Origin of the sequence: Mycobacterium asiaticum (genome assembly GCF_001673365.1) — a bacterium.
Taxonomy (GTDB): Bacteria; Actinomycetota; Actinomycetes; order Mycobacteriales; family Mycobacteriaceae; genus Mycobacterium; species Mycobacterium asiaticum_A.
On record NZ_LZLS01000220.1, the window covers coordinates 17,511 to 32,628 of the forward strand.

Sequence of the window (15,118 nt, forward strand, 5' to 3'; positions counted from 1 at the left end):
ATCTAGTGCACTTCAGCGGATTTCGAAGCGGATTTCGAAGCGGATTTTGAAGCGCCTTCCGGATCCTTCTCGGTGGCGTGCACGATGCCATGCTGATTCACCTCATGCACATGCACGGTGGCGAAATCGAAGAATATGCCCACGATTTGCACCTCTCCGGCAGCCACCCGGGGCGCAACAATCGGATTTCTGGTGAGCCGTTCCACCTGGACCGCCACGTTCACGATCGCCAACTGGTCTAGTTCACTGAAGTTGAAACCGTTCGAGGTGCTGCTGACGCGTGCTGGATGGTTTTCGCGGTAGGCCGCCAGGCTGTCGTTGGCATGCTCGAGCCAGTGTCCCACCGGGCTTTGCGCGTCGTCGATTGTGTTGTCCAGCAACGCTTGCAGCGCTCGGCACGACGAATGTCCGCAAACCACAACCGAACTCACACCTAGCTGGTTGATGGCGAAGTCGAGCGCGGCGTCGACCGAGCGTTCCGCCGGATCGGTTGGCACCAGGTTGCCGACGTTGCGGACGATGTAGAGATCGCCGGGTCGGCTAGCGGTGATGGTGTCCGGCAGGATCCGGGAGTCGGCGCAGGTGAGGAACAGCGTGTCCGGGTTGGGCGAACCGACCAACTCCGGAACGTGGTGGTGCAGGTTGGAAATGCCGCTGCGGTGGTATTCCTTGACGCCGTCCAGGATCGACGAGTCGGGTTGGTCGCCGTTGCTGTCGCGCCGCGACGGCCACGGCGCTTCCCGGAGCGACCGAGAATTGAAGTGACGCTTGGGCGGCTTTTGTTGGGCGGTGGACATGTTGGCAGGGGAGATCTCGACGATTGTCACCTTCCCCCCGGCCGCTTCGTGGCCTTGCTTCCAGTCCGAGATGGCCTCGGAGATGGAGTGGTCGATGTAGTCCGCGTTGAGATTCAGGGTCACGTCGGACCCCTGCGGCAAGGTGGACAGCACGCCGGTGAGGCGCGGCATCAGCAAAAAGCTCAGCGTGCCGTCGATGTCGACCCGCCACTTGTGCGGCTCGTCGCCTATGGGTCGGGCCTCGATGGGTGCCCGCACCACGCGGATAAGCAGGAAGAGGATCGCGACGGCGAGGCCGATGGCTACCCCCTCCAGCAGGTTGAGGAATACCACGCACACAATGGTGATCACGTAGATCACGAAATTTCCGGTACGCCAAGCCAATTGGACGTGCGCCAGCTTGACCAACTGGGCGCCGATAACGATGAGCAGGCCGGCGAGTGCGGCCTTGGGAATGAGCTCCACCAGGTTAGTGAACAGCGAGGCGAACAGCAACACCCATACGCCGTGCAGGATCGCCGACATGCGGGTGCGCCCACCCGCGGCCACGTTCGCCGAGCTGCGCACGATGACCCCGGTGATGGGCAGGCCCCCAAGCATTCCCGAGACCACGTTGGCGCTGCCCTGCCCGACCATTTCCCGGTTGAAGTTGGTGCGCGGGCCGTTGTGCAGCTTGTCGACGCCGACCGCACAGAGCAGCGATTCGACACTGGCGATCAGAAAAATCGTCAGTACGCCCAGCAGGATGGCGCTGATCTCGTGCGTCCAGGGCTGGCCGCCCGGAGTTTGCCCCGTCAACTCGGGGAAGCCGATGACGTCGAAGAAGCTGCCCTGCAAGTTGATTCGCTCGACATCGAGTCCGACAGCCTTGGCCAGCGCCGCCGCGGCCACGATGGCGACCAGGGCGCCGGGGACCATTCTCAGCTTGGCCGGCAGCTTCGACCACAGCAGCAGAATGCCGATAACCATGCCGCCGACGATCACTTCGTGCAATTCGTGATGGAGGATGCCGTTGGGCAGGGCCACCAGGTTCTGCCACGCAGAGCTGTACGAGGTACCGCCCACCAGGACGTGGATCTGCTGCAGCACGATGGTGATTCCGATGCCCGCCAGCATGGCGTGCACCACGACGGGGGCGATCGCGAGCGCGGCGCGTGCCATACGACTCACGCCGAACAGAATCTGCAGCACGCCTGCCCCGATGGTCATCACACACAACATCGGCCAGCCGAGGTCGTGGATCAGCTCGGCGACCACCACCGTTAGACCCGCGGCCGGGCCGCTGACCTGAACCGCCGAACCGCCCAGAGTCCCGGCGACGATGCCGCCTACCACCGCGGCGATCAAACCCGCGACGAGCGGCGCCCCGGAGGCGATCGCGATCCCAAGAGAAAGCGGCAACGCCACTAGGAAGACGACCAATGAAGCGGGTATGTCGTAGCGGAGGTTGGCCACGATGCTTTGCGACTGGGGTCCTGTGGCGGAACCGTTGCTGCTCATAAAACTCCTCAAGCCGGGTCTGCCAAATCTGGCTTCGGCATCGGACCGGCGTGAACGGGTTGCGTCAATTACCTGTCGACCGCGCGTCGAAGCGGCATGCGTCATGTACGAGCGCCAAATATTTGAATCCGACTTATCAGCGTATGACCAAATGCACCCGGGCGGCCCCAGGGATTCGACTGATTAATGGCGATTCATCGCCAATTCAAAGAAAAGCCATGTACGGACGAGTTGTCTCTAGGAAGGTTCGGTGAGGAACAGGTCGTTGTGCTGACCAGCAGCGGGCGGCAGATCGGTCACCCGGGCGTCGAAGCTCGAATAGCGTGCCGGGGTGCGGATCACCGTGACCGTGTCGTCGCCGCTGCCCACCTCGAGCGCCAGGTCGTTCTCGGCGAACAGCGGGGTGTCGACCACCTGCTTCCAGGTGTAGGCCAGACAAGCCATCAGGCCGCCTTCTTGGAGCAGCTGCACCCACTCGGCAGCGGTCTTGGCCGCCAGCGCCGACTCCAATTCGTCGGTCAGCTCGGGATAGTTGATCGCGCGGGACCGCTGGTCGGCGAACCGCTCGTCGTCGATCAGCTCCGGCCTGCCGATGATCTGGCACAGCTTGGTCCAGTGTTTGGGCACATAAGCACTGATCACGAGGTACCCGTCTGAGGCCTTGTAGGCGTCTGAGGGTTGGGTGGCAAATCCGACGCCCTTGCGCTTCTTCGCCGGGGGCTTCGGGGCCGGAGGGCCGTCGGTGGGTTTGTTCAGGTGGATGGTCAGCTGATTGGCCTGCAGGCTGACTGCGACGTCATACATGGCGACCTGGATCAGATCGCCCACGCCGTGCCGCTCGCGGTTGAGCAGCGCGGCCAGCACCGCTTGTGCCAGCACGTGACCGCTGGCGTTGTCCACCAGCTGGAAAGGGATGATCTGCGGCTTTCCGCTGGGTGTGGGCATTCCGGTACTCATGCCCGCTTCGGCGGCCACCATGAGGTCGACGCCCGGGCGGGTGCCGTTGGGGCCGTTGCCGCCGAACGCACTCAGCCGCGCATAGATCAGCTGCGGGTTGCGTGCCCGCAACTCCTCGGGGCCCAGACCCAGTCGCTCCATCACACCGGGACGAAACCCTTCCAAGACGACGTCGGCGGTGTTGGCCAGCCGCAGGATCTGCTGCTTGGCCTCGTCGGTGGTCAGGTCGACCGTCACCGATTTCTTGCCCCGGTTGTTGGGCAGGAAATAGGTGGCCAGCGGGGGGCGTCCGGGCAGCACCGAGGTAAGGCGCCGGGACTGCTCGCCGCCGGGCGCCTCGATCTTGACGACCTCGGCGCCCAGGTCGGCCAAGATTTGTCCGGCCAGCGGACCGGCGACGTTCTGGGTGAAATCGAGCACCCGGTAGCCGTCCAGGGGTTTGGCCGGAGTGTCGTTCGGCATCAGCGAGCCTTTCTCATTGTTGCTGCCGGTTGAGTACGGCGGTGCAGTAGTAGTTCTCGGTGAACAACGTTTCGTCGCCCGAGCGGTCGGCGGCGTGCGGCCGAAATCCGTTGGCGACCAACAGTTCGTTCAGCTTCGTGCGCGTCACGGTCCAGCGGTGTTGCTCCAGGTAGGTCCCGACGTCGTTGCGGTCACCGGGAAACCCCAGCCGGTCCATCTCCACATCGAGACCGTGCTCGTACCACCTGCCGAAGATGGCGTCGTACAGCTCCCGGCTGGCCGGGGCGCTGAAGAACACCTCGGCCACCAGGGCGCTGCCGTCGGCGCTCAGCGTGCCGACGTTGTCCAGCAGCAGGTCCTGGCCCGTCGGCGGTAGGTAGCCGAACAGTCCCTCCGCGGCCCATGCGGTCGGCCGAGCGGGATCGAACCCCGCCTGTCGCAGCGCCGCCGGCCAATCGTGGCGCAGATCGACCGGAACTGTCCGCACGTCGGCGGTCGCCGTGGCGCCGAGGGCGGCCAGCGTGGCGGTCTTGAACTCGATGACCTGCGGAACATCGATCTCATAGACGGAGGTTCCCGCGGCCCACGGCAGCCGGTACCCGCGGGCGTCCAGGCCGGACGCCAGGATCACCGCTTGGCGGATGCCGGCGGCTCCGGCAGCGGCGAAAAATGCGTCGATGTAGCGGGTGCGTGCGACCTGTTGGTCGGTCATGCGCTGCATGCCCCACGGGGCGTCGGGGAAGTCGACGTCGGCCGAGTGCAACTCACCGCTGGCCCACCGGGTGAAGAAGTCGATGCCGACTGCGCGTACCAGCGGCTCGGCGAAACGATCGTCGATCAGCGCGGCCCGGCTGGCCCGCGCACGCCCCGCAGCCACCATGGTGGCCGTGGCACCCACACTGCATGCCAGGTCCCAGGTGTCATTGTCGGTGCGCGCCATCGAGGTCTTTCTTCCGCCGCGAGCTACTGCTTAGACAGATTAACGAGACGCTGCGGCGGGAACTGTTGCGGCTCGTCGTCGAGCAACGGCATTAACCGGCATTAACATCGTCGGGATGGAGACCGCCGCCCACTCTCACGCGCCTGCCCACGCGGCCGCGAAGCCGGTAGTTCATGACGACGACTGGCAGCGCAACGTAGTTTGGGCGCGCCGACTGGCCTGGGTCAGCCTGGCGGTGCTGCTCATCGAGGGCGGCGTGGGGCTGTGGCAGGGGCTGCTGGTCGGCTCTGTTGCGCTGACCGGGTGGGCATTGGGTGGTGCGTCCGAGGGTCTGGCCAGCGCGATGGTGCTGTGGCGATTCACCGGCTCGCGCACGCTTTCCGATACTGCCGAACGACGCGCTCAGCGTGGTGTCGCGCTGTCGTTCTGGCTGGTGTCGCCGTATGTTGCGGCCGAATCCGTCCGACACCTGATTGACCGCGAACATGCCGAGACCTCGCTGATCGGGATCGGGCTGACGGCGTTGGCCCTGGTGCTGATGCCGATTCTCGGCTGGGCCAATCACCGGTTGGGGGCACGGCTGCATTCGGGCGCCACCGAGGGCGAGGGCACGCAGAACTATCTGTGCGCCGCTCAGGCCGCCGGCGTGTTGGTCGGCCTAGCCGTCACCGCCGCCTGGCCCGCCGGGTGGTGGATCGATCCGGTGATCGGCCTGGCGGTAGCGGCCGTGGCGGCGTGGCAGGGTGTGCTCGCCTGGCGCGGCAAGGATTGTTGCTAGTCCAGGCGGTAACGGATCAGCCGCGAACTGTTGGCGACGACAGCCACCGATGACGCGTTGTGCAGGATCGCGGCCAACACCGGCGAGAGTGCGCCCCCGGCCCCGATGAGCAGACCGGCCGCGTTGACGGCGATGGACATTCCGTAGTTCTCCCGAATGACGTCCACCGCGCGCGCACCCAGATCGCGGACGTCGAGCAGGCGGTGCAGGTTGTCGTTGGCCAGCGCGACGTCGGCCGTCTCCACTGCGACGTCGGTGCCCGCCAGCCCCATCGCGATGCCGATGTCGGCGGCGGCCAGCGCGGGCGCGTCGTTGATGCCGTCGCCGACCATGCCGACGACGTAGCCATCCTCCTGCAGTGAGCGCACCACCTCGAGCTTGTCCTCGGGCATGACTTCTGCGCGCCATTCGGCTATGCCTAGCTCGTCCGCGACCACCTGGGCAATGTCCGGGTGGTCCCCGGTGAGCATCACGATCCGGCGAATTCCGTTCGCGCGCAACCGGTCCAGCACTTCGACCGCCTCGGTCCGCACCTCGTCGCGCAGACTGATCAGACCCACCAACTTGCCGTCGACGGCCAGCAGCAACGGAGTCTCGGCTTGGGCCCGCAGCTTGGCAACCCATTCCGAGGCCTTCTTGGAAACCCTGACCTTCTCGGCCCGCAGTAGTCCCGGACTGCCCAGCAGCAGCGTGCGTCCGTCGGCCCAGGTCCGCATGCCCAGCCCGACCAGCACCTCGCACTCCTCGTGCGGCGGGATGCTGATGTGCCGTTCCTCGGTGGAGCGGATGACGGCCTCGGCCAGCGGGTGCCGGGAGTGGATCTCTGAACTGGCCGCATAGGCCAGCACCTGCTCGGGGGTCCAATCTTTGTGCATGGCAACGATATTGGTGACGACGGGGCGACCCACAGTCAGCGTGCCGGTCTTGTCGAACACGATCGCGTCCACCCGACCGGCCTGCTCGAGGTGGGATCCGCCCTTGATCAGGATGCCGCGTCGGGCACCGTTGCCGATGGCGGCGCTGATGGCCGTCGGAGTGGACAGCCCCACCGCGCACGGGCAGGCGATCAACAGCATGGTCATCGCACGGCGGACATCGCCGGTGATCAACAGCGTGATCGCCGAGACGATGAACGAAGTGGGCACGAAGCGCCGGGAGAAGTTCTCGCCGACGGTCTGGATCGGGGCCCGATCGTGTTGTGCCTCTTCGACTCTGGTGATGATGCGACCGATGGTGGTCTGGTTGCCGACGGCCTCGGCACGCACCACGAGGCGTCCTCGCACCACGACCGAGCCGGCATGCACGTGGGTTCCGGTGGTGACGCTGACCGGCAGGTTCTCCCCGGTGATAGCGGACTGGTTGACGACGGCCTCGCCCTCGACGACCTCGCCGTCCACCGGAATCGCGACGTGGTCGTGGATGACGACCTCGTCGCCGATCTCGACGGTGTCGATCGCCACCTGAACCTCGGTGCCGTCGGCCAGGCGGATCCAGGCCGTGTCCTGGTTGCCGCGCAGCAACTCCGAGATCGCTCGCCGGGTCCGACGCAGCGTCAGGTCTTGCAAATACTCACCGATGTTGAGCAGCCACAGCACGGTGAGGGCGACGACGTTCTCCCGCAGAATCAGGCTGGCGACCGTCGCAGCCGAGACCAGGGCGTCGGTGCCGAGTTTGCCCGAGCCCACCGAGCGCAACGCGCCGCGCAGGAATGGGTAGCCGGTGAAGATGGTGACACCGGTGGCCACCACCCGCCCGCTCGGCCCGAGCAGCGGCGGTCGCGCGAACACGTAGCGCCGCACGCCCAGCAGGGCCAGTGCCGCGCCGCCGATGACCATCCGCAGCACGTCGGCGTTGCGGATCTCCTCCGAATGCGGTGCGCGCGCGGGGATCAGCTCGGCGGACACCTGTGCGGCACCGGCGATCGCGGCCAACACCGCGGTGCGATCGCAGCGGCGGGGGGAGTACCAGACGACGACGGAACCGGTGCGCGGGTAGGCGTGCACGACCCGCACGCCGTTGCACTTGGCTACGGCTTCCTCTACGGCCACGGCGCGCCGCGAGTCGGAGCGGACCCAGTCGATGATCACCCGCATCCGGCCGGCGGCATCCGAAACCACCGCCGGGTCTTCGGTTGTCGCGAGCGTCATGTGCTCAGTGATCGTGGTCGTGAACTTCACCGACGGCGGGGGTGGGCGCCTCCTCGCCGATGCGTTCGCGAGCCTCGGCCATGACGTCGGCGATCTTGAGTCTGGCCGACTCCGCGGCCACTTCGGCCCTGCGGGTGCCGCGCAGACCCAGTTCGGCGCTCTTGACCGCGGTCTCGTGCAGCGGTGCTTTCTTGGCGGCCTTTTTGAGCACCTCGTAGGCGGTCACCCCGGCCAAACCGGTGATCACCGTCGAAGCCGCTTTCGCCAAAAGCACTTGCACCGCCATCGCGCACCCTCCCAGGTAGTCGTCGCCGTTGCCGACGTTAACATCGAAATATCGCAATATCAACATGTATTTGCGTCAGCGCGTGTTGGGTGCTGCCACGTCCATAGAACGCCAGCCTGACCAGCGTGTCGCCGTACATTTTGCGCACGCTCGCGCCGGACTACAGCACATCGCCCCACGTCGCCGGATCAGCGGAAGTCTGCGAAATATATGTGCGGGATATGTGCTGACCGCATTGGGGGGCACGGTGTGCGGCGGCCGATATACCGTGGCTTGTCCGCTGATTTCCGTCCTCGGGTCCCAGCACCACGAGCGGCGCGATGAGTTCACCCCGGCCACAGTGCCTCGAGGAGCAACGAGTCATGGATTTCGGGAGCTATCCCCCGGAGGTCAACTCGGCTCTCATGTTCACCGGTGCTGGGTCAGGACCGTTGTTGGCCGCGGCCGAGGCGTGGGCTGCGCTCGCCGCCGGACTGAATTCGGCGGCGAATTCGCACCAAGCCGTGGTGTCGGCATTGACCGCTGGTCCCTGGCTGGGGCCGTCGTCGGCGTCGATGAGCGCCGCGGCCGCGTCGTATGCGGCGTGGTTGCGAGTCACCGCTGCACAGGCCGAGGAAACCTCCGGCCAGGCCAAGGCCGCGGCGGCCGCCTATCAAGCCGCGTTTTCGGCGACGGTTCCACCGCCGATGGTGGCGGCCAACCGCAGTCAGCTGATGACCCTGGTCGCGACCAACCTGTTCGGAATCAACACCCAGGCGATCGCCGCCACCGAGGCACAGTACGGGGAGATGTGGGCCCAGGACACGGCGGCGATGTACAGCTACGCAGCCTCGTCAGCCTCGACGACGGCGCTGACGCCGTTCCACCCGCCCGAGCAGACCACTAACCCGGGCGGTGTGGCCAACCAAGCCGCCGCCGTCCAAGCCACCGGCATCGTGGAGAGTGCCCAGCGGGCCTTCTCCGCGGTGCCCAGTGCGCTGCAGAGCGCGGCGACCCCGGCAGCGGCCGCGGAGGACCCATTGGTCCTGCTGGCCTTGGTGGCCGACCTGTCCGCCGTAACAGCGGCCATCGCTACCTTGGGTCTCGGTGTGCCTGCCGGTGCGCTCGGAGTGGTGAATTTTCCGGTGGCCGTCTACGGCACCCTGGTGGGTCTTCACAGCGACGAAATCCTCAGCGGCTGGAACGGCGTGGAACCCTTTCCGAGCACTGAGCCGGCACCGGTGAAGCCGTTCCCGGCGCCGCTGCTCAACTTGCCAGCGGGCACGGTGCCGTCGCCGAAGCTGTCGGCCGGTCTGGGTGAGGCGAACACCGTAGGCGCATTGTCCGTGCCGCCCGCGTGGACCGTTGCCACCCCGTCGGTGCGCCCAGTCGCGTACACGCTCCCGGCGCTGGGTGGATCCGCGGCTCCCGCCGCCGCGGTACCGGTGGCGGGCTCTGGCTCGGCCAGCACGCTCGCCCAGATGGCACTGGCCGGCATGGCGGGACGAGCAATGGCCGGAACCGTCGGCGCCGGACGGCGCGGCGGCAAGGATGCCAGGAAGGCGGCTGGGCCCGCTCGCGCCAGAACCGCCGGTGACACCGCGGCCCCTGGCGAAAACAGCGAGGTGCCCGACGACAAGCCTCGGGCTGTGGTCACCGGAGTTGCGGCCGAGCTACGCGAATTCACCAAGCTCCGCGACGAGGGGATTTTGACCGACGAGGAATACACCGAGCAGAAGAACCGACTGCTCGGTCGCTGAACCACCCGGGGGCGAATGCGGTGGTCATCGAGAAGAGGTATGTGCAGCAGTGGATTTCGGCATTTATCCGCCGGAGATCAACTCCGGCCGGATGTATACCGGACCGGGACCGGGGCCGATGCTCTCAGCTGCGCAGGCCTGGGGAAGCGTGACCGACGAACTCTATACGGCGATCGCCGGATACCAGTCGGTCGTGTCCGAACTCACCGACGGGACTTGGTCGGGTCCGTCATCCGCGGCGATGAGCGCAGCGGCCGGGTCGTACGGGGAATGGCTGAGCTCCACCGCGGCACGGGCGGAGCAGACCGCCGCTCAAGCATGGACCGCGGTGGCCGCTTACGAGGCGGCGTTCGCAGCGACGGTCCCGCCACCGGAGATCGCCGCCAACCGCAGCCTGCTGGCAGCGCTGGTGGCGACTAATTTTTTGGGACAGAACACACCGGCGATCGCGGCCACCGAGGCGCTGTACGCCGAAATGTGGGTGCAGGATGCCGTGGCGATGTACAACTACGCAGCGTCGTCGGCAGCCGCGGCGGTGCTGACTCCGTTCACCCCTCCGCGCCAGAACACCGACCCGGGCGGGACGGCCGACCAAGCTGCCGCGATCAGCCAGATCGGCACCTTGGCCGGCAACCTCACCGGCACTGCGCAAGAGGCCATATCGGTTGTGCCGCAGGCGTTGTCGGCAATGGCGGTACCGGCCCAGGCCGAACAGCTCGAACTCCTCGCCCTGGTTGCGCTCCTTTTGGGTACACCAACCGACGCAATCGCCCTTGTCGGGGTCATACCGGCGGAGATAATCGGTTCATTCGGGGATACTCCTTTCGCCGCGTTCACCGCTATTTCGAGTGTCGATGACGATGAGACTTTCAGCGGCTGGAACGGGACGGAAGCCTTTCCGGGTACCGGACCGGCACCCGTGCAGCCGTTTCTGGCGCCCCTTGCGGGATTACCCCCTGGCGGGATTTCTGCGCCGACGATCTCAGCGGCCTTCGGCCAGGCGAACACGATCGGGAGATTGACGGTACCGCCGACCTGGACCCACGTCGCCGCAGCCGAAGTGCGCCCGACCGCACTGACCATCGCGCTGGAGAATGCGAACGCGGCAACAAAATTCGACATGGCAAACACCTGGAACCAGCTGGGAATTGGCGCAATGGCCGGGCAGGCGATGGCCGGCCCGCAGGTTGTCGCGGACGGCCAGAAGAATGGCGCGGCGGTACGGCGCACCGGCAGCACGCAGGATGCACCGGACGAGGACGTCGAGGTAGTGCCCGCTCCGCGGACCGTGATGACCGGTGTCGCCGTCGCGATTCGCGAGATAGCCGTACAGCGTGCCGCTGGACTGCTCAGCGAACAGGAATACACCGAGCAGAAGAAAAGTCTGCTCGACATCTCGTTCGGCCAGTAGGTCAGTCGGCGGTAGTTCCAAAATTAGAGGACGCGGGTGACTTTCTCGGTCTCGATGCGTCGTGGCAAGGCCGCCGGATCGGGGTTGGCGACCTGCACCAACGAACCGCCGACCGACAACACCGCCAACAGGCCGTCCACCAAGTCCTCGGGAGTGGTCCATGATGCGGTCGACAGCACCCGATCCGAAGCCGTTACACCCTGCCCGGCCGCGGATTGTGCACAGTCGGCCAGTAGCTGTTCGACGGAGCGGGCGGCCAGTGCCGGCCCGGGGCGAGCCTCGGGGACGATCTGGTCCCCGTGCACTCGCACCGCCGTGGCGTAGTCGGTCACGCCGATCGGCAGATCGGGGACCGGCCGTCCGAACGGGTCCAGCGACAGTACCGCGACCTCACCGCCGGCAACGGCGTCGTCTGCCTCGTCAAGTCGGTCGGCAGTGCACAACGCAACGTCGGCCGGGCCGTCCAGCACTGCCTCAGCACCGATCCACCACACTCCGAACAGCACCGCCGCGGTCTGCCAATGCGCTGGCAGCAACACCGCAATCCGGCTGTCGGGACCGCAGCCCAACTCGTCGCGCAACAGGTTGGCGGTCTTGGCGGCCCAGTTGGCCAGCGTCACCGCGGACAGTTCGATGCGTTCGCCGGTGGCGTCGTCGTAGTAGGTGATGCGCGGACCGACCGGGTCGGTACGCAGCATCGGGTCCAAGATGGCCCCGGACAGGGTGCTCAGTTGATGCACTCCGGATTATCCGAGCCCGCGGTCAGGATCGGTGAGGGCGCCGGCACGGTGCTGCTACTGGACCCGGCGGTCGACGCGCGGGCGGGCGTCACCGTGCCGCCGCCGTCGAGGCCCGAGCCCGGTCCGGTGTAGTCGTTGGCCAGCACCACACGAACAGTCCCGGCCGGAATCGAGGAGTCGGCGACGACCTGCAGGCCGCCGAGTTGCCGCGCGATCTCCTGGGCGCCGAGGTCGTCGGTCTTGGCGACACGGACCTGACTGCTCTTGACGTGGCCGCCGTCGTTGTTGCCCACCGAACCCGCGGTAAAGCCCTTGGCGCTCAACACATCCAACACCGCCGACGCCAGTCCGTTGATGTCGGTGTCGTTGACCACGTTGGCGGTGGTCTTGGCGGGTGTGTAGGCCAGTTGCTCGGTCTTGCCTTGGTCCTGTTCGTGCAGCAATCCGCCGACCCATTCGGCAACCGCGTGTGCGTCCACGCGCACCACACTCTGCATGCCGTCGTCGCTCCAGCCCGCGCCATCGAGCACCGGGATGGTGGCGAACGCAACGTTGCCGCCGGCGAGCTTCTGCAGCTGCCGGACGAAATCCATGATGTCCCAACCCGCGGACAGCACCACCGACCGTTGCACGGCGGCTTCGAGTCGCTTGAGTGTGGCGGGACTGGACAGCGTCCTGCCGGAGATGACCCGGTGGGCCAGCGAAGCCATCACCGCCTGCTGACGGACCACCCGGTCGAGGTCGCCGCGCGGCAGCTCGTGGCGCTGGCGCACGAAGCTCAGCGCCTGCGGGCCGTTGAGTCGTTGTCGGCCGGCTGGGAAGTCTGCGCCCGAAAGAGGTTCGTAGACAGCATCTTTGAGGCAGACCTCGACGCCACCGAGTGCGTCGGCGATCAACGCGAAGCCGAGTAGGCCGATCTCGGCATAGTGGTCGACGGTGACGCCGGTCAGGTCGGCCACGGTCTTGATCAGCGCTTCGCGACCGGCCTGCGTTCCGGCTGTCGCGGCTTCGGCGGCTGAGGCGCCGGCCTGGACCAAGCTCGTTCTCTTGATCTCGCGGGTTTGGCCGTAGACGCCGTTGATCTTGGTTTTGCCCAACCCGGGGGCCGCGACGTAGGAGTCGCGGGGGATCGAGATCGCGGTTGCCGACTTCCCGTTGTTGGGAATGCGGATCAGGATGATGGTGTCGGTGTTGGTGGCTTCCTCGTCGCCGGCCCGCAGCGTGGCCAGTTCTTCGGCCGTCAGCGGGTTGCCGTGCGCATCGGTGCGACTGTCCAACCCGACCAGCAGAATGTCGATCGCACCGTCGTCGGCGCCGCGACCGAGCGAGGGCGAGGACATGTGGAAGATGCCGTCCTCGAACGAGCGAACGTTGCTCCACGCCACCCCGGTGCCGAGCACGACCACCACGGCCAGTGCCGTACAAACCACACGAGTAACACGAGCCACACTTTGCGCAGGCATCACTGTAGGCTACTTGTGCAACAGCCGCTTTCCGGGTAGCCGAGCCCGGCGTGCCAGACTCGAACACATGTCAGACAGGCTTGTGATCACCGGTGCGGGCGGGCAGCTGGGCCGTCTGCTGACCGCGCAGGCCACCCGTGCCGGCCGCAAAGTGCTGGCCAGAACGTCATCGGAATGGGACATTACCGACGCGTCCGCGGCCCGAGGGCTCATCGAGCGCGGCGACGTCGTCGTCAACTGCGCGGCCTACACCGATGTCGACGGTGCCGAGAGCGACGAAGCGCGCGCCTATGCGGTCAACGCAACCGGGCCGCAAATCCTGGCCCGCGCCTGCGCGCAGGCAGGTGCCCGCCTCATCCACGTGTCCACCGATTACGTGTTCGACGGCGACTTCACTGGTTTGGCGGGCGGTGCCCAGCCCCGTCCCTACGAACCGGATGACCCGACCGGCCCGCAGAGCGTGTACGCGGCCAGCAAGCTCGCTGGGGAACACGCGGTATCGGGTGAACTGCCGGAGAGCGTGGTGGTGCGCACCGCCTGGGTCTACACCGGCGGGATCGACGGGAGCGATTTTGTCGCCGTCATGCAGCGATTGGCCGCTGGTGATGGACCGATCAACGTGGTCGATGACCAGACCGGCTCACCCACCTACGCCGCCGACCTGGCCGCCGCACTGCTGGAACTGGCCGGCACCGACGTGCGCGGGCGGGTGCTGCACGCCGCGAACGAGGGCGTCGTATCGCGGTTCGAGCAGGCCCGCGCGGTCTTTGAGGAAAGCGGCGCCGACCCGGATCGAGTGCAGCCCTGCAGCAGCGACGAATTTCCGCGTCCGGCAACTCGGCCGGCGTATTCCGCGCTGTCGGGACGGCAGTGGGCGGCGGCCGGCCTGACACCGTTACGGCCCTGGCGCAGTGCACTTGTCGCAGCACTGGCCGCATGCTCGATCGATCGACCGATACCCTCTACGCGTGACTGACGTTCTGCCGGTCGTAGCGGTGACCTATTCGCCGGGCCCGCACCTGGAGCGGTTCCTGGCGTCGTTGTCGCTGGCTACCGAGCGGCCAGTCAGCGTGCTGCTGGCCGACAACGGATCCACCGACGGCACACCCGAGGCGGCCGTAGAGCGCTATCCCAACGTGCGGCTGCTGCCGACCGGTTCGAACCTCGGCTACGGCACGGCGGTCAATCGCACCGTCGCCAAGCTCGATCAGGACGGCGACGAGCGCTGGGGTCAGTTTGTTCAGGAGTGGGTGATCGTGGCCAACCCAGACGTGCAATGGGGCCCGGGCAGCATCGACGCGCTGCTGGACGCCGCCAGCCGCTGGCCGCGCGCCGGTGCGTTGGGCCCCCTGATCCGCGATCCCGACGGTTCGGTGTATCCGTCAGCACGCCATCTGCCGAGTCTGATCCGCGGCGGCATGCACGCGGTGCTAGGGCCGGTCTGGCCGCGGAATCGGTGGACCCGGGCCTATCGCCAGGAGCACCTCGAACCCAGCGAGCGACCGGTGGGCTGGCTGTCGGGGTCCTGCCTGCTGGTGCGGCGTTCGGCGTTCGACCAGATCGGCGGGTTCGACGAGCGCTACTTCATGTACATGGAAGACGTCGACCTCGGTGACCGGCTCGGCAAGGCTGGCTGGTTGTCGGTCTATGTGCCCTCGGCCGAGGTGCTGCACCACAAGGGGCACTCCACCGGACGCGACCCGGCCAGCCATCTGGCCGCCCATCACCGCAGTACGTATATCTTCCTTGCCGACCGGCACTCCGGGTGGTGGCGGGCCCCGCTGCGCTGGACGCTGCGGGGATCGTTGGCAGTGCGCTCGCGGGTCATGGTGCGCAATGCGCTGCGCCGGTCGCGGAAGTCTTCGGGTGCGTTGGATCTGGCAGAAGGGCGGCACTGA

Annotated in this window: 12 protein-coding genes; 5 read left to right on the plus strand and 7 right to left on the minus strand. The window is 66.8% G+C overall.

The genetic code is table 11. The features are described from left to right. Nucleotides 1-2: 2 nt before the first annotated feature. From A5634_RS26075 to A5634_RS26085, 3 genes are all read right to left on the minus strand, one after another. Nucleotides 3-2,297 (minus strand): SulP family inorganic anion transporter, encoded by a 2,295-nt coding sequence (locus tag A5634_RS26075; protein ID WP_065146917.1) that lies wholly within the window; start codon nt 2,295-2,297, stop codon nt 3-5. Nucleotides 2,298-2,534: 237 nt separating this feature from the next. Next, nucleotides 2,535-3,716 (minus strand): CoA transferase, encoded by a 1,182-nt coding sequence (locus A5634_RS26080; protein WP_065146918.1) that lies wholly within the window; start codon nt 3,714-3,716, stop codon nt 2,535-2,537. 13 nt (nt 3,717-3,729) lie between these two features. Further along, a complete protein-coding gene (locus tag A5634_RS26085; protein ID WP_065146919.1) occupies nt 3,730-4,656 on the minus strand; it encodes an SAM-dependent methyltransferase in 927 nt (308 codons plus the stop codon). Nucleotides 4,657-4,771: 115 nt separating this feature from the next. Between A5634_RS26085 and A5634_RS26090 the strand changes: the two genes are divergently transcribed. Then, complete coding sequence (locus tag A5634_RS26090) at nt 4,772-5,434, plus strand: cation transporter (protein ID WP_065146920.1); 663 nt, start codon at nt 4,772-4,774, stop codon at nt 5,432-5,434. Here the strand turns inward: A5634_RS26090 and ctpC are convergent. Together ctpC and A5634_RS26100 are read right to left on the minus strand one after the other, a co-directional pair. After that, nucleotides 5,431-7,581: a manganese-exporting P-type ATPase CtpC gene (gene ctpC, locus A5634_RS26095; RefSeq protein ID WP_065146974.1), complete on the minus strand. Its 2,151-nt coding sequence runs from the start codon at nt 7,579-7,581 to the stop codon at nt 5,431-5,433. The genes A5634_RS26090 and ctpC overlap by 4 nt on opposite strands. A 4-nt stretch (nt 7,582-7,585) precedes the next feature. Further along, nucleotides 7,586-7,867 (minus strand): DUF1490 family protein, encoded by a 282-nt coding sequence (locus A5634_RS26100; RefSeq protein WP_065146973.1) that lies wholly within the window; start codon nt 7,865-7,867, stop codon nt 7,586-7,588. Nucleotides 7,868-8,229: 362 nt separating this feature from the next. Here A5634_RS26100 and A5634_RS26105 point away from each other — a divergent pair, with 362 nt between their 5' ends. Beyond that, entirely contained in the window at nt 8,230-9,606 is a 1,377-nt protein-coding gene (locus A5634_RS26105) for a PPE family protein, SVP subgroup (RefSeq protein WP_065146921.1), read from the plus strand. Between the two features lie 49 nt (nt 9,607-9,655). Further along, the gene (locus A5634_RS26110; protein WP_065146922.1) at nt 9,656-11,017 is read left to right on the plus strand and encodes a PPE family protein; all 1,362 of its coding nucleotides are present in this window, start codon (nt 9,656-9,658) and stop codon (nt 11,015-11,017) included. Nucleotides 11,018-11,040: 23 nt separating this feature from the next. On the opposite strand, the gene A5634_RS26115 is transcribed toward A5634_RS26110, so the two are convergent. Both A5634_RS26115 and A5634_RS26120 read right to left on the minus strand, forming a co-directional pair. Beyond that, nucleotides 11,041-11,757, minus strand: a complete 717-nt coding sequence (locus A5634_RS26115) for a TIGR03089 family protein (protein ID WP_216638763.1) — start codon at nt 11,755-11,757, stop codon at nt 11,041-11,043. Further along, nucleotides 11,745-13,223 (minus strand): LCP family protein, encoded by a 1,479-nt coding sequence (locus A5634_RS26120; protein ID WP_437340013.1) that lies wholly within the window; start codon nt 13,221-13,223, stop codon nt 11,745-11,747. Before A5634_RS26120 ends, A5634_RS26115 begins: the two co-directional genes overlap by 13 nt. 64 nt (nt 13,224-13,287) lie before the next feature. Here A5634_RS26120 and rfbD point away from each other — a divergent pair, with 64 nt between their 5' ends. After that, on the plus strand, nt 13,288-14,196 hold the full coding sequence (rfbD, locus tag A5634_RS26125; RefSeq protein WP_065146924.1) for a dTDP-4-dehydrorhamnose reductase: 909 nt from the start codon (nt 13,288-13,290) through the stop codon (nt 14,194-14,196). Next, nucleotides 14,189-15,118, plus strand: coding sequence for a glycosyltransferase family 2 protein (locus A5634_RS26130; protein WP_065146925.1), 930 nt, complete (start codon nt 14,189-14,191; stop codon nt 15,116-15,118). The genes rfbD and A5634_RS26130 overlap by 8 nt, the downstream gene beginning before the upstream one ends.

What these genes read in the sequence shown, in the direction of transcription:
- ctpC (WP_065146974.1), bottom strand. Translation starts at nt 7,581, where the DNA reads ATGACGCTCGCGACAACCGAAGACCCGGCGGTGGTTTCGGATGCCGCC.
- A5634_RS26085 (WP_065146919.1), bottom strand. Translation starts at nt 4,656, where the DNA reads ATGGCGCGCACCGACAATGACACCTGGGACCTGGCATGCAGTGTGGGT.
- A5634_RS26100 (WP_065146973.1), bottom strand. Translation starts at nt 7,867, where the DNA reads ATGGCGGTGCAAGTGCTTTTGGCGAAAGCGGCTTCGACGGTGATCACC.
- A5634_RS26080 (WP_065146918.1), bottom strand. Translation starts at nt 3,716, where the DNA reads ATGCCGAACGACACTCCGGCCAAACCCCTGGACGGCTACCGGGTGCTC.
- A5634_RS26090 (WP_065146920.1), top strand. Translation starts at nt 4,772, where the DNA reads ATGGAGACCGCCGCCCACTCTCACGCGCCTGCCCACGCGGCCGCGAAG.
- rfbD (WP_065146924.1), top strand. Translation starts at nt 13,288, where the DNA reads ATGTCAGACAGGCTTGTGATCACCGGTGCGGGCGGGCAGCTGGGCCGT.
- A5634_RS26075 (WP_065146917.1), bottom strand. Translation starts at nt 2,297, where the DNA reads ATGAGCAGCAACGGTTCCGCCACAGGACCCCAGTCGCAAAGCATCGTG.
- A5634_RS26105 (WP_065146921.1), top strand. Translation starts at nt 8,230, where the DNA reads ATGGATTTCGGGAGCTATCCCCCGGAGGTCAACTCGGCTCTCATGTTC.